Source organism: Citrobacter sp. Cb080 (genome assembly GCF_030334745.1).
Taxonomy (GTDB): Bacteria; Pseudomonadota; Gammaproteobacteria; order Enterobacterales; family Enterobacteriaceae; genus Citrobacter; species Citrobacter braakii.
In genome coordinates this window covers 24139-38001 of sequence record NZ_JAOWDG010000047.1, presented here as the reverse complement: position 1 = coordinate 38001, position 13863 = coordinate 24139, and the positions used below count along the sequence as shown (strand labels likewise).

Annotated in this window: 11 protein-coding genes and 1 pseudogene; 2 read left to right on the top strand and 10 right to left on the bottom strand. The window is 49.8% G+C overall.

Going from position 1 to position 13863, the window contains the following annotated elements; genetic code table 11:
* Positions 1–69 precede the first annotated feature (69 nt).
* A complete protein-coding gene (locus tag OGV38_RS08830) occupies positions 70–1050 on the top strand; it encodes an IS5-like element ISKpn26 family transposase (RefSeq protein ID WP_000019450.1) in 981 nt (326 codons plus the stop codon).
* A 149-nt stretch (positions 1051–1199) separates the two neighbouring features.
* Here OGV38_RS08830 and OGV38_RS08825 read toward each other — a convergent pair.
* The 7 genes and pseudogenes from OGV38_RS08825 to proB all read right to left on the bottom strand — a co-directional run.
* Positions 1200–2213: pseudogene (locus OGV38_RS08825) on the bottom strand (fimbrial adhesin EcpD family protein); the annotation flags it as partial.
* A gap of 4 nt (positions 2214–2217) precedes the next feature.
* Positions 2218–4710, bottom strand: coding sequence for a CS1-pili formation C-terminal domain-containing protein (locus OGV38_RS08820; RefSeq protein ID WP_286473193.1), 2493 nt, complete (start codon positions 4708–4710; stop codon positions 2218–2220).
* 58 nt (positions 4711–4768) lie between these two features.
* The gene (locus tag OGV38_RS08815; protein WP_016155769.1) at positions 4769–5446 is read right to left on the bottom strand and encodes an EcpB family pilus assembly chaperone; all 678 of its coding nucleotides are present in this window, start codon (positions 5444–5446) and stop codon (positions 4769–4771) included.
* 53 nt (positions 5447–5499) lie between these two features.
* Positions 5500–6087: a common pilus major fimbrillin subunit EcpA gene (ecpA, locus tag OGV38_RS08810; RefSeq protein ID WP_269518833.1), complete on the bottom strand. Its 588-nt coding sequence runs from the start codon at positions 6085–6087 to the stop codon at positions 5500–5502.
* Positions 6088–6682: 595 nt separating this feature from the next.
* Entirely contained in the window at positions 6683–7402 is a 720-nt protein-coding gene (locus OGV38_RS08805) for a Crp/Fnr family transcriptional regulator (protein WP_094761452.1), read from the bottom strand.
* Between the two features lie 280 nt (positions 7403–7682).
* A complete protein-coding gene (proA, locus tag OGV38_RS08800) occupies positions 7683–8936 on the bottom strand; it encodes a glutamate-5-semialdehyde dehydrogenase (protein ID WP_016151868.1) in 1254 nt (417 codons plus the stop codon).
* A gap of 11 nt (positions 8937–8947) precedes the next feature.
* Entirely contained in the window at positions 8948–10051 is a 1104-nt protein-coding gene (proB, locus tag OGV38_RS08795) for a glutamate 5-kinase (RefSeq protein ID WP_003031373.1), read from the bottom strand.
* 289 nt (positions 10052–10340) lie between these two features.
* On the opposite strand from proB, the gene phoE reads away from it, so the two are divergent.
* A complete protein-coding gene (gene phoE / locus OGV38_RS08790; protein ID WP_016151867.1) occupies positions 10341–11396 on the top strand; it encodes a phosphoporin PhoE in 1056 nt (351 codons plus the stop codon).
* A gap of 57 nt (positions 11397–11453) precedes the next feature.
* On the opposite strand, the gene crl is transcribed toward phoE, so the two are convergent.
* The 3 genes from crl to gpt form a co-directional block, all read right to left on the bottom strand.
* The gene (crl, locus tag OGV38_RS08785) at positions 11454–11855 is read right to left on the bottom strand and encodes a sigma factor-binding protein Crl (RefSeq protein ID WP_016151866.1); all 402 of its coding nucleotides are present in this window, start codon (positions 11853–11855) and stop codon (positions 11454–11456) included.
* Positions 11856–11912: 57 nt separating this feature from the next.
* Complete coding sequence (frsA, locus tag OGV38_RS08780) at positions 11913–13157, bottom strand: esterase FrsA (protein ID WP_286473191.1); 1245 nt, start codon at positions 13155–13157, stop codon at positions 11913–11915.
* 98 nt (positions 13158–13255) lie between these two features.
* Positions 13256–13714, bottom strand: a complete 459-nt coding sequence (gpt, locus tag OGV38_RS08775; protein WP_003031380.1) for a xanthine phosphoribosyltransferase — start codon at positions 13712–13714, stop codon at positions 13256–13258.
* Positions 13715–13863 lie beyond the last annotated feature (149 nt).

Here is a 13863-nt window from a genome sequence, read left to right as displayed (position 1 = left end):
GGGAAGGTGCGAACAAGTTCCTGATATGAGATCATCATATTCATCCGGAGCGCATCCCAGAGGGACATCATGAGCCATCAACTCACCTTCGCCGATAGTGAATTCAGCACTAAGCGCCGTCAGACCCGAAAAGAGATTTTCCTCTCCCGCATGGAGCAGATTCTGCCATGGCAGAATATGACCGCTGTCATCGAGCCGTTTTATCCCAAGGCGGGCAATGGCCGACGGCCCTATCCGCTGGAGACCATGCTGCGTATTCACTGCATGCAGCATTGGTACAACCTGAGCGACGGTGCCATGGAAGATGCCCTGTACGAAATCGCCTCCATGCGCCTGTTTGCCCGATTATCCCTGGATAGCGCCCTGCCGGATCGCACCACCATCATGAATTTCCGCCACCTGCTCGAGCAGCATCAACTGGCCCGTCAATTGTTCAAGACCATCAATCGCTGGCTGGCCGAAGCAGGCGTCATGATGACCCAAGGCACTTTGGTGGATGCCACCATCATTGAGGCACCCAGCTCTACCAAGAACAAAGAGCAGCAACGCGATCCGGAGATGCATCAGACCAAGAAAGGCAATCAGTGGCACTTTGGCATGAAGGCCCACATTGGTGTCGATGCCAAGAGTGGCCTGACCCACAGCCTGGTCACCACCGCGGCCAACGAGCATGACCTCAATCAGCTGGGTAATCTGCTTCATGGAGAGGAGCAATTTGTCTCAGCCGATGCCGGCTACCAAGGAGCGCCACAGCGCGAGGAGCTGGCCGAGGTGGATGTGGACTGGCTGATCGCCGAGCGTCCCGGCAGGGTAAAAACCTTGAAGCAGCATCCGCGCAAGAACAAAACGGCCATCAACATCGAATACATGAAAGCCAGCATCCGTGCCAGGGTGGAGCACCCGTTTCGCATCATCAAGCGGCAGTTCGGCTTCGTGAAAGCCAGATACAAGGGGCTGCTGAAAAACGATAACCAACTGGCGATGTTATTCACCCTGGCCAACCTGTTTCGGGTGGACCAAATGATACGTCAGTGGGAGAGATCTCAGTAAAAACCGGAAATAACGCCAGAAATGGTGGAAAAAATAGCCTAAATAGGCTGATTCGATGTGTTTGCGGGAAAAAAATCGGCCCAGATCCGCGAAATTTTAATCAGCGAGTCAGCTTGGGAAGAAATGACCTGCTTATTCGCACCTTCCTTAGTAATGCTGATTCCTGAATCGACGAGATTTTTCAGGAATGCTTTTGACAGAAAAATATATATGTACTCTCCAGAGGTCGTGAAAACGTTGTAATAAGCAGTTGAAGTACCATAGTTATACCAGTTTGAACCATTCCCGGAGTATCTCACGGTGGCCGGTCCAGGCGTAAAACCAAGCATCGCCGTGTCGACATAAGCGCGAAACGTCAGGGAGGCGGTCAGATTGGCGGTTTGTTGCAGGTTATAACTCACCATTTTGCAAATCACGCCGTCAGCGCCGCCCACCACGCCAAGCTCACAATAACCAGAGTCTTTGGTGATGCTCGGCGTACCGTCGCTGGCAACCCAAAGCTCCTGAAATGCATTAGTCGATACAAGTGACAGATGACCGCGTTTGGTTAACGTATAATTGACGTAATTCCATAATCCTGTTGATTGATCTTTACAGCGTTGCCCGGAAGAATAATCATAATTCACGGAAGTATAACAACGGTTGAACACATAGGTTTCGCTGCTACCGGTAGGCACATTGCGAAAGTACTCATAGGCAGTATCCGTCAGGGAAGCGAATCCGTAGGCGCCACCAATAACGCCCGCGACAGATCCTACCTGCGCATGATAAAAACCGTTATTGTCAGTGCCTTGCCCGGCAATAAACCCAGTTGATGGACACTGGCTGCCGCTATAACAACGGATCCCCCGAAAAGGGCCGTTAATCGGGGAATTATCAATCCACATGTCCTGATAATAATTTCCTGGCGCAGTCCAGCCGACAAAACCTAAATACCCGAGACTCACCTGAGAAGTACCGTATTTTATCCACGTGTTTGACCCGCTGAAACGCGGATCGAGTGCCGAGGGGGTAATAAAGTATTCACTATCAATGGCATTTTCAATAAACAAATAGTTATTACTGACTGAGCCGGAAGATATTGCATTCAAAGCCAACGCAGGCGCAGGCGCAAAACTCCCCACGGCACAGATTACAGTAGCTAATTTAATTAATACTTTCATTTTATTACCTCTGCGCCATCGTGGTTTGCGTGGCACATTTCACATCACCAACCCACGCTGCGCCGCGTGCTTTTTCCAAATCGAGATCGGCTTCGCATAGGCTGCCATTGGCTGAAATTAACGTGATGACCGGATATTTCTTATCGATATCGATAGCAAACTCCCCTTTTTCATCCGTACGCGTTTTACCGATGTGATTATGAATATCGGTGTTTGCAGCCAACTGCCCATCGGGATAACGAATGCGCCCGAATACGGTGACCATACTTTTCACTTCAGGGTTGATAACACCCACGTTACCCGGATATAGCGTCAGTTCCTGTTTGCGCCCTGAAACAATATCAAAGCTGTCTTCAGAGTTTTTATCATTGAGGATCTCCAGCTTGTACTGAGCATAAGGCGGCAGTGCAATGAAATTTGATTTACCGCTGAGAAGATAATTTCGGTTATTAATCTTCGCAGCCAGTTTCCCTTCGCCGGTCAAATCGGTTTTCACAATAATGCCTGACCTTTGCCTCTCTTTACTCAGACCGAAATCTTTTCCTGCCCACGCCAGGGAACCTTGAGAAGAGAAGTTCATATTGGTGGAGTTGTCCGCGGAACGCGTTACCGATACGGTGCCAGCGTTATATTTCGTGTCATAACTCAGATTGCCGTTTACCGAATAATTATTGTCGTAATACTGCTCGCCACTCAGGCGTGTCGAAGCCGATAATCCGACCGATTTAATGGGGCCTTCAGCATACTGCTTGCGCGCGCTGAGATTACCCTGAGTGCTGCCATAGCGATCCCGGGAGACGCCCATGCTCAACCAGGACGCCAACGGCAACGATAAATCCAGGCTGACATAACGTTCCTGTCGCCCATCGTCATTCCGGTTATTGTAGTAATAACGCTGAATACCTGCGCGCAGCCCAACCGTGGCATACCTGCCTGAATAAAGGGTCGTGCTGTAGTCCAGGTTACGGTATTTATTTCCCGAGTAGCGATTCTCCGTCTGACTCACGGTAAGCGAGCCGCCATGAGGAATAAACTTCCCGAGGTTAAGAGTGCCACCAATGGAATAATTGTCACGCTCCTGCATGGGCAGACGGTTGCCAATTTTACTGTCTTCACGAGATGCCCAAAGGGAACCATATCCCTCGGGGACATTGAGATTGATATTACTGATGTTTCGCCATGACGAATCATTCACTACCAGCGTCTGATTGCCAATGCTTACGTATTCATTCACATTGAGCGTGACATCCGTTTCATTAACCGCATTGTTGCCAAAACCGTAGAGCGTAGATTTCAGGCCCAGCCCCGACAATATCGCCAGCGTCACCGATGCGGCACCGCCGGCAATCCAGGTCTGCTCATTGCCTAAATCCTGATAGTGGTTTCGCTTATAACTCACACGGTCATAATCCAGTGAGCCACCAAACAGTTGCCATGAGAGCTGATCAATTCCGGCTGCCTGCTGGCGGGCAAAGATTTTATTGACCCGACTAATTCGACTATTAATTGTCCGGCCATTGACCACGATATCTACCGTGACGTCATAAACACCATACGGGAAACGACTGGTATCAATTTCATAGCTGCCCATATTAAAGTTCTGTACGCTGAGCAAACGCCCGTCACGAATTACATGAACCTCGCCAGCAGCTGGCAGAAATACGGTAATTGGCGTAAGCGAAAGCGAGGTATTCTCAACAACCGTACTTCCTTTGTTTCCGTAGCTTACGCCGTAAATTTTCCCACCATTCAGCGCATTCAGGCTGGCAATAGACTGGACATTCCAGGTGTCGAGCATCCCGAGCGCCAGTCGATATCCGTCATAATCACGCTCATACATCGCGCGATAGAGTTTACTGGTGCTGTTGCTGTCGCCTATGCCGTAAAACGAACCGTTAATGTTGACATGGTGTTCACGCAGCGATGTTGTATTGTCCATCGTCAGATAGCTGCGGGTACTGCTGCCGTTATGATAATCGTTGTAGTAGGTGCCAAAGTTATAGTTCAGGACGTTAGAGAGAGTCTCCACGCTGGAAGGTCCAAGCAGGCTGCTGCGTGCGACAATCGCTTCAGTTAACGCATCTTTGCTGACAATCATCTCCAGGTGAAATGAAGAGACGTTGAGTTGCAGGCGTGCATCATCCGATAGTTCGATATTGGTGTTATCGTGAAACTTCACATCACGAATTTTTTCCACCAACGCGCGGGTTTTTCCAGATAACACGGCATTATTGGGCAATTCAGCAAGAGTCAGGGCTTTAACTGTAATATTGCCATCAACAAGCGAAATCACCGCATCGGCAACTTTTTGCTGACTTTTCTCGTCAGTCTCGTTGTAACGAATATATACCGGCACCGTCATTCCCTGCTCCAGTGAACGGGCGAAAGCGCTGGGAATAACGTAATTACCCACTTTTACTGGGGCTGCATGTGAAAATCCTGGTGTCAGCGCAATAAAAAGACAAATGCTACCGCCGACAATATTTGTTGTTGTCATATGCATCCTTACATTCCGGTAATTTTATTTATCCCGTACAGATGGCTGCTATTGACCATCACTTCACTGTAATAAACTGCTTACCGTGCCAGATACCGATGCGTGAACGGCTATTACTAATGTCGGTAAACTGTAATTTTATTTTTGTACCCGGCATAATGTAATAACGTTCGCGACAGCCTCGTCCCCGCTCGTGAGCCTTATCTTTACAAGCCCCATAAGCGATCACACGAAATGAAACATTGCCGGTATTGGTAATAACATCGCCATTTCGGCTATATTCAAAACGTTCCTTGCGCGGCGCGACTACCAGAATAGTGCCAATTTCAGCCGACGCTGTTGCAACAGCCATTTTATTCGCCCGGGTTTCCGCGCTCTCGGTGACCGGCTCATCTATCCATTGCAGACGATAATAACGTTCGATATCATCTGCAGGTCCTTTATAAAAGAAACGAAAAACATCCTTCGCCTGGCCAGGAAGAATAAGATTGGCAGGTGTAGAGAGTAATTCTCCGGAATTAACGGGCTTTATTTCGACTCCCCCGGCCAAAGGTGATGACAATTGTTTTACCGAAACACTGACATAACGCGCCGCATCTGTCGTATTGATAATTTCTTTCGATAATGAACTCTCAGTAGAAGTCATGATCGATGTAATTTCACCAACATTAATTGCCCATCCGGGAAAAGATGCTACTAACCCTACCAACATCGCTGCCGGTAAATATTTTTTCATGACACCATTCCTGATAAATTCGGGAGAACAAATTCTCCCGAATTTTTTATTACTTAGGCAGACGGAGTCGTCCAGGTTGCATTGAACTGTACTTTTACATCGCCAGTCCAATAGCCGTCTGGCAGTGCAGAGTAATCTGCTACTGTCTGACTACCATCAGAAGTCGCTGACGCGATGGTGAATTTGAAGTTGGATTGATCGCTGACACGAGCGACACCGTTATAAGCGCCATCTGCCATCAGGCTTTCAAGACCAGAAGTAGAGCTGGAGTTAACAAGGACAGTATCTGATGAATTAGTCAGTGCCGTGCCATTCCATGCCACCCCTACGTTCAGGGTAGAAGCATCACCACTGGCGTTGGTCAGAGTGTTGCTAATAATCTGAGCAGTCAGCTCAAAATCAGTTGCCGTCTCCTGACCCTGAATCGTCACATCAAAAGCACCGTCCTGAGAGTTGAAGGCATTCAGCCCTTCAGCATACTGGAAAGTTAAAGAGTTCAGCGGGGTGACAACCAACATGCTGGTGGTATCTTTTGTTGCCGTCGCGTCCCACGAGGCAGTTGCAGAAGCAGTAACATCTGCCATTGCATTTGCTGCAACAAATACAGAAGCCAGAGAGGTTACTAATAATAATTTTTTCATTTTATCTTCTCCTAAGAACAAACTCACCACCGAGTCTTATTATTAAGTCACTCCAGCGGTTCCATTAATTGCGAGCCAGAATTGCCGCGCCAAAAAATTATCATTTGAATTAAGTAACATCTCAACAAACCCTGAAACGCAAAAATTACAAAAAACTAAGAACTTTCCCGTAAAAAACATTGCCTAAGAAGTTTCCTAAGACACAATCACTTAAAACACATCCATTTTCAGAATCATTACCCACCCAGATAAGCAAAATCAAACAATTCATCTTTTTTATGTTTTTGATAAATATCAAAAAGATCATACAAATAACACCAGAGCAAAACCCTTACAAAACATAAAGATAATTAACATCTCCATATTCTCTCTATAATGCTTATTATTTGTTGCAATTATGCTAATTTTTTAACTTCACAAGAAAATTCTCATGAAATATTTAGTTATGGGGGAATATTCTTATAAAAATAGCGCTGACCTGTAGGATTATTATTCGAATTGATAATTATTTCACATAAATAAAACCAGGAATTTTCCATATAAAACGAATATTCCTGGAATATCAAGAGATAAATAACACACGGCAAAGATAGCGTTAGCTGAAACCTTTTAACCCCAAGTAACTATTAATTGTTACCGTACGAACCCGATGTAAGCTAATCAACTTTTGTTGTTCGAGGGATTTTAATGAGCGGCTAACGGTTTCAATTTTAAGATCGAGATAACTGGCAATTTCCTCCCGCGAGAATGGCAAGCGAAGCGTCGTTTCTGGCCTGCCAATACGTAAATGCATTTCGTAAAACTCCACGAGGAAAGCAGCGATTCTGGCCTCAGCATGTTTATTGGCATAACGCCGTAGTTTTTCAACAATGAATCCATTGTCCCTGCAGAGAAACTTGATGACTGCCGCTGCAACCGACGGCTCCTTTTCTGCTGCCTTGAACAACCGCGCAATATCGATATGACATACCTCCGCAGCCGTTGCAGCCTTGATCGTTGTCAGATACGTTCCCCCTTCAACAGCATCCAGCGCCATGATGTCTCCCGGAAAATAAAAGCGACTGATAAAATCATTATCACCACATTCCACGCTGGACGTGCAGTACCCCTCGTGAATAACAAAAAGCATGTCTGCGGCTTCATCCTGCCGGGCGAGTATCTCCCCCGCTTTAAACTTCCTTCTTTTGTCTATCAATCGGTATTGATTATCACGATCAATCGCCGCGCCCTTTGGACACAGTGAACAATGGCGGGGGGGAAACGGGTTACCGAGCGGCACAACAGGAATGCTATGTTTGTGAATATCCGATTTCACGCAACAACTCCTCATAAAAATGAGACTGATTCTAATAGATCGAACCATGGGAACAATACGTGAGCTACAGACCCAGAAAATTCATGCTGGCAGGGAAAATTCTGTGATACGTCGTCTTTCAACGCCAGGGAGCGCATGGGTAAAAACCAGACTGATGCGGATGATGATAAAACGCAGGATAGAAAACAAATACGGTAGCGGGGTAAAGGGTAGAATTAACCGGGCAATGCCTTAATAGACCTGAAAATCATAGACCTATTATGGCATCGCCCGTTTTCAATTACGCACGAATCGTGTCGTCACCGAAGCCAACCCACTTATAGGTGGTCAGTGCTTCCAGACCCATTGGGCCACGCGCGTGCAGTTTTTGCGTACTCACAGCCACTTCCGCCCCCAGTCCGAATTGGCCGCCATCGGTAAAACGAGTAGAGGCGTTAACGTACACGGCAGAAGAGTCCACTTCATTCACGAAACGATCGGCGTTACGCAGTGTGCGCGTCAGGATGGCATCGGAATGCTGGGTCCCATGCTCGCGAATGTGGGTGATAGCATCGTCCAGATCGGTAACGATTTTAACGTTCAGATCCAACGACAGAAACTCGTCGTCATACTCTTCGGCTTTCACCGCAACCACGTTAGCGGGCCCTGCCTGCAATGTGGCCAGCGCGGTGTCGTCGGCATGCAGCGTGACGCCGCTTTGTGCCATCTGCTGGCTCAGCGCAGGCAGAAAACGCGCAGCGATATCCTGATGCACCAGCAGGGTTTCTACGGTGTTACAGGTGCTCGGACGCTGGGTTTTGGCGTTGACGATAATCTTCAGCGCCGGGTCGATCTCCGCGCTATCATCAACATAAATATGACAAACCCCAATGCCGCCGGTGATGACCGGGATAGTCGACTGCTCACGGCACAGCTTATGCAGACCCGCGCCACCGCGAGGGATCAGCATATCAATGTACTTATCCATACGCAGCATTTCGGCGACCAGCGCTCGGTCCGGGTTATCTATCGACTGCACGGCTGCGGCGGGTAAACCACAGGCTTCCAGCGCCTTTTGGATAACCGCCACGGTTGCCGCATTCGTCCGGTACGTCTCTTTCCCACCGCGCAGGATCGCCGCATTACCGGTTTTCAGGCACAGGGAAGCAACGTCAACGGTGACATTTGGACGCGCTTCATAAATCACGCCAATCACGCCCAGCGGAACGCGACGACGTTCGAGACGCAGGCCGCTATCCAGCAGACCGCCATCAATCACCTGCCCGACCGGGTCGGCGAGATTACATACCTGACGCACATCGTCGGCAATCGCTTTCAGACGCGCCGGAGTCAGCGCCAGGCGGTCGAGCATCGCTTCGCTCAGGCCGTTGGCTCGCGCTTGCTCAACATCTTGTACGTTCGCGCTGAGGATGCTTTCCGTTTGCGCTTCCAGCTCATCAGCTATCGTTTCCAGTACGCGGTTTTTTTCGCGACTGGAGAGCAGCGCCAGCTTGTATGACGCAGCTTTGGCAGCAATGCCCATTTGTTCCAGCATATGCCTGTTCCTTAACGGGTAATCATGTCGTCGCGATGGACAGCAACCGGACCGTATTCGTAGCCCAGGATGGTGTCGATCTGTTGTGAGTGATGTCCGGCAATACGGCGCAGCGCATCGCTGTTATAGCGGGTAACGCCGTGGGCAATATCGCGCCCTTCGAGATTGCAGATGCGGATCACTTCACCACGAGAGAAGTTGCCTGTCACGCTTTTAATGCCTTTTGGCAGTAATGAACTGCCACGCTCCAGAATCGCTGCGGTCGCCCCCTCATCAACGGTAATTTCCCCGGCTGGCGGTGCGCCGAAGATCCAGCGTTTACGGTTCTCCAGCGGAGAGGCCTGTGCATGGAAACGCGTCCCAACGGAAACGCCTTCCATCACGTCGCCAATTACGCCCGGCTTGCTGCCTGCGGCAATAATGGTGTCAATCCCGGCGCGGCATGCAACATCAGCGGCCTGCAGTTTAGTCCCCATACCACCGGTTCCCAGACCCGAGACGCTATCACCGGCAATGGCGCGCAGCGCATCATCAATACCGTGAACGTCTTTGATCAGCTCAGCCTGCGGGTTGGTGCGCGGATCGGCGGTAAACAGCCCTTGCTGATCGGTCAGCAGCAGCAGCTTATCGGCCCCGGCCAGAATCGCCGCCAGCGCAGAAAGGTTGTCGTTATCACCGACTTTAATTTCGGCGGTCGCTACGGCGTCGTTCTCATTAATGACAGGAACGATGTTGTTATCCAGCAGCGCGCGTAGCGTATCGCGGGCGTTAAGGAAGCGCTCTCTGTCTTCCATATCCGCACGCGTTAGCAGCATCTGTCCGATGTGAATACCGTAAATCGAGAACAACTGTTCCCACAGTTGAATCAATCGGCTCTGCCCTACCGCCGCCAACAGCTGTTTCGAGGCTATCGTTGCCGGGAGCTCAGGGTAACCCAGATGCTCACGTCCGGCGGCAATCGCGCCCGAGGTAACGATAACAATACGATGCCCTGCGGCATGGAGCTGCGCACACTGGCGAACCAGTTCTACGATGTGGGCGCGGTTCAGGCGGCGCGATCCGCCCGTTAACACACTGGTGCCAAGTTTTACCACCAGCGTCTGGCTGTCACTCATGATTCTCTGCCATTCAAAATTGGGGAAAATGATATCAAACGAACGTTTTAGCAGGACTGGCCCCGGTTGCCAACAACCAGCGCACAAAGCATGAAATTTTATTGCGCAGGATCAGCAAGCGTAGCGGCAGATTTTGACGCATTTATTACAGAAACAAAAAAACATCCTTTTTTAAAAATATTCTTACTTTGTCATAAAACGTTCATTACCAGACGTTAAAAACCCTCCTGTCTTTTAACGGGGATCACACCCAGTGAATATTAGCGCGTACTTTTAATCAGGAATGAAAATGAAAAAGAGCACTCTGGCATTAGTGGTGATGGGTATTACTGCGTCGGCATCCGTACAGGCAGCGGAAGTGTATAACAAGAACGGTAATAAACTGGACCTGTACGGCAAAGTAAAAGCCATGCATTACATGACGGATTATGACAGCAAAGACGGCGACCAGAGCTATATCCGTTTAGGTTTTAAAGGCGAAACGCAAATTAACGATGAACTGACGGGATATGGCCGCTGGGAAGCAGAGTTCGCCGGCAATAAAGCCGAAAGCGACTCAAACCAGCAAAAAACCCGTCTGGCCTTTGCCGGTCTGAAATTAAAAAACCTTGGCTCGTTTGATTACGGTCGTAACCTCGGCGCGCTGTACGACGTGGAAGCGTGGACCGATATGTTCCCGGAATTCGGCGGCGACTCCTCCGCGCAGACCGATAACTTTATGACCAAACGCGCCAGCGGCCTGGCGACCTACCGTAACACCGACTTCTTCGGCGTCGTGGATGGTCTGGATCTCACCCTGCAATACCAGGGGAAAAATCAGGACCGCGATGTGAAAAAACAAAACGGCGACGGTTTTGGTACTTCCGTTACCTATGACTTTGGCGGCAGCGATTTCGCGGTGAGCGGTGCGTATACCAACTCCGATCGTACCAACCAGCAGAATCTGCAAACGCGTGGGACTGGCGATAAAGCAGAAGCCTGGGCGACCGGTTTAAAATATGATGCTAACGATATTTATATTGCGACGTTCTATTCTGAAACGCGCAATATGACGCCAATTTCCGGTGGTTTCGCTAATAAAACACAGAACTTCGAAGCGGTAGTTCAGTACCAGTTTGACTTTGGTCTGCGTCCGTCACTGGGTTATGTGCTGTCAAAAGGGAAAGATATTGAAGGCGTAGGCAATGAGGATCTGGTGAATTATATCGACGTTGGCGCAACATACTATTTCAACAAAAATATGTCTGCGTTTGTCGATTATAAAATCAACCAGCTCGATAGCGACAATAAACTGGGCATCAACAATGATGATATCGTTGCTGTCGGTATGGTTTATCAGTTCTGATGTAGCATAAAAAAATGCCGGATGGGGTTGCGCCGCCATCCGGCATTTTACTGTTCATTATGCCGTTAATTTAACCGGTTCATCGTTAAAATCGTCAGCAGGCTCCAGCGCCAGATTCAGCGACGTTAACAACCCACGTAATTTTTCATGAAATTCACGTAAGGTATATTCCAGTCGCTCTACCACTTCAGTCTCTTTCACCGGCACTGCAGTCCAGTTCCCGTCTTTATCGAACAAGCCAAACTGGTAGCTGTACGTGAAGCGTTTTTCCTGCGCCTCCAGTTCCATCCACCAGCCCCAAAACTCGCGTTTCTCTGGGGCGGGTTTCACATTGACGCAAACAGCCAGACAATCGAAAAAAAACCGATTATCTTCGCACTGCCCTTCCCGGATGTACGGGCCAAGCGCGGTGAATTTCTTGATCAATCTACTTTTCGGATGCCCACTCGGTAACGTCATTACGATCTCCTTAGGTGAAGCACCTGTTTTACCAAATCGATAAAATTTAGCAAACTTTTAACACAATCTCTGATTGATCCAACCGGTTATTTCCTGCAGCCCTTTGTCAAAATTGCGATACACCGGGTTGAATGGAATCTCCAGCAGCTTACCGTCAGAAGATGAAGATGTGATTAAACGCGACTCCTCTTCCGGGCTAAACGGATCGTTTTTCCAGAACCCCGACAGCATTGGCGTCGGGCAGCGTCGGCCCAGCAGGCCCTGCACTTTTAATGAATAGCGATTAAGCTCAACGCGCAACGCTTCATCGGATGCGTCGTGCATTCCCAAACGACTGGCCAGAACGTCAAGGTACATTTCCGGGACGCTTGCCTGACGCTGCGGGTCGCTAAGCAGCGCATGAACCACCGGACCCAAACAGGCCACCGCCTTCAGACGTGATGATTCCAGATACGCCAGGCGTACCGCCACGTTGGCGCCAAAGCGGAAGCCGAAGGCCGCCACACGGGTGTGATCCACCCACGGAACATTCGGCAGCGCTTTTAATACGTGCTGGTGCAGCAGGCTGGAGTCCTGGGTCAGTTTCCATTTTGACGAGAACCCGACCGACGGCATATCCAGCGTCAGCATGGCAATACCGCGCGGGGCAAAGTAGCGCTCATACAGAGTGTAATAATCCGTTTGCATGGAATCGAGGCCACCGCACATCAGCACCGTCGGGAACGGACCGTCGCCTTTTGGCATATGCAGGAAGCCGGTAATCGGCGCGCCACCGGTAACGGCAAATTCCATCTCACGCAGCGTGCCCGGCAGACGCTGTGCGGCTTCTTCATAGGCGCGATTGGCCAGAGCCTGCGCCTGCTCTGCCAGCTCATCGCCTTTTAAGTGCGGATAAGCGGCGATGTTATAGAGCGTGGAAGCATGCAGCCAGTGGCGTCCGCTCACCTGCGGATCCTCTTCCATAGAGACTTTCTGTTGCCAGTCCATCGCCTGCTTCGCCCACTCGTAAATCCAGTTTCCACCGCGATAGCCGATAACCGTGTCGTAGAGCTCTTTATCAGTGCGTTCGGCTTCGCTCATGACGATACGTGCCTGCACTTCGAGGATTTCGCGCGGATCGACGCCACGCCAGATCCACATCAGGCGGTTCACCATACGGTACCAGTGCGGGATGGTTTTGCCATCCAGGGTCGATTGTACGGACGGCTGCGCGCCGTGATTAAAACGACGAACCAGCGTTGACGTTTCAGGGTGTTTGAAGCGGGGTTTAAACAGGACTTCGCTGAGGTTAGCCTGTGACATGATTGCAGCCTCCATGAGTACTCACTAAGGCATAGTGTAACCTGACACAGCACAAAAAGAACAACGCCCGACAGTGCGGGCGTTGAAAACTTTTTAGATTAGCGACCCGAGATCGGCGGAACGAACACTACGCCCATATCCCACGGCTGCTCAATCCAGGTATCCTGAGGGATATCAACAACATAATCATTCACCAGCGGGCGACCTGCCGGCTTAGCGAAAATAGTGACGAAATGCGCTTTAGGGTACATTTCGCGGATCGCTACGGCGGTACCACCGGTGTCAACCAGGTCATCAATTACGATGAAACCTTCACCGTCGCCTTCGGCGCGCTTCAGCACTTTCAGTTCGCGCTGGTTGTCGTGATCGTAGCTGGAGATGCATACGGTATCGACATGACGAATACCCAATTCACGCGCCAGCAATGCGCCCGGCACCAGACCACCACGGCTAACGGCAATAATGCCTTTCCATTGTTCAGAAGGCATCAGGCGGCTTGCCAGTTTACGTGCATGGATCTGCAACATGTCCCAGGTGACGACGTATTTTTCGCTCATGTGAAGTGTCCCAGCCTGTTTATCTACGGCTTAAAAAGTGTTCGAGGGGGAAATAGGTTGCGCGAGATTATAGAGATCTGACGCACTAAAAACCAGTGTTTCGCGGAATCCGCGCCTCTTTTTGCATGCTTTATGCTAGCCGTCAGCGG

What these genes read in the sequence shown, in the direction of transcription:
- OGV38_RS08830 (WP_000019450.1), top strand. Translation starts at nt 70, where the DNA reads ATGAGCCATCAACTCACCTTCGCCGATAGTGAATTCAGCACTAAGCGC.
- OGV38_RS08820 (WP_286473193.1), bottom strand. Translation starts at nt 4,710, where the DNA reads ATGACAACAACAAATATTGTCGGCGGTAGCATTTGTCTTTTTATTGCG.
- OGV38_RS08815 (WP_016155769.1), bottom strand. Translation starts at nt 5,446, where the DNA reads ATGAAAAAATATTTACCGGCAGCGATGTTGGTAGGGTTAGTAGCATCT.
- ecpA (WP_269518833.1), bottom strand. Translation starts at nt 6,087, where the DNA reads ATGAAAAAATTATTATTAGTAACCTCTCTGGCTTCTGTATTTGTTGCA.
- proA (WP_016151868.1), bottom strand. Translation starts at nt 8,936, where the DNA reads ATGCTGGAACAAATGGGCATTGCTGCCAAAGCTGCGTCATACAAGCTG.
- proB (WP_003031373.1), bottom strand. Translation starts at nt 10,051, where the DNA reads ATGAGTGACAGCCAGACGCTGGTGGTAAAACTTGGCACCAGTGTGTTA.
- phoE (WP_016151867.1), top strand. Translation starts at nt 10,341, where the DNA reads ATGAAAAAGAGCACTCTGGCATTAGTGGTGATGGGTATTACTGCGTCG.
- crl (WP_016151866.1), bottom strand. Translation starts at nt 11,855, where the DNA reads ATGACGTTACCGAGTGGGCATCCGAAAAGTAGATTGATCAAGAAATTC.
- frsA (WP_286473191.1), bottom strand. Translation starts at nt 13,157, where the DNA reads ATGTCACAGGCTAACCTCAGCGAAGTCCTGTTTAAACCCCGCTTCAAA.
- gpt (WP_003031380.1), bottom strand. Translation starts at nt 13,714, where the DNA reads ATGAGCGAAAAATACGTCGTCACCTGGGACATGTTGCAGATCCATGCA.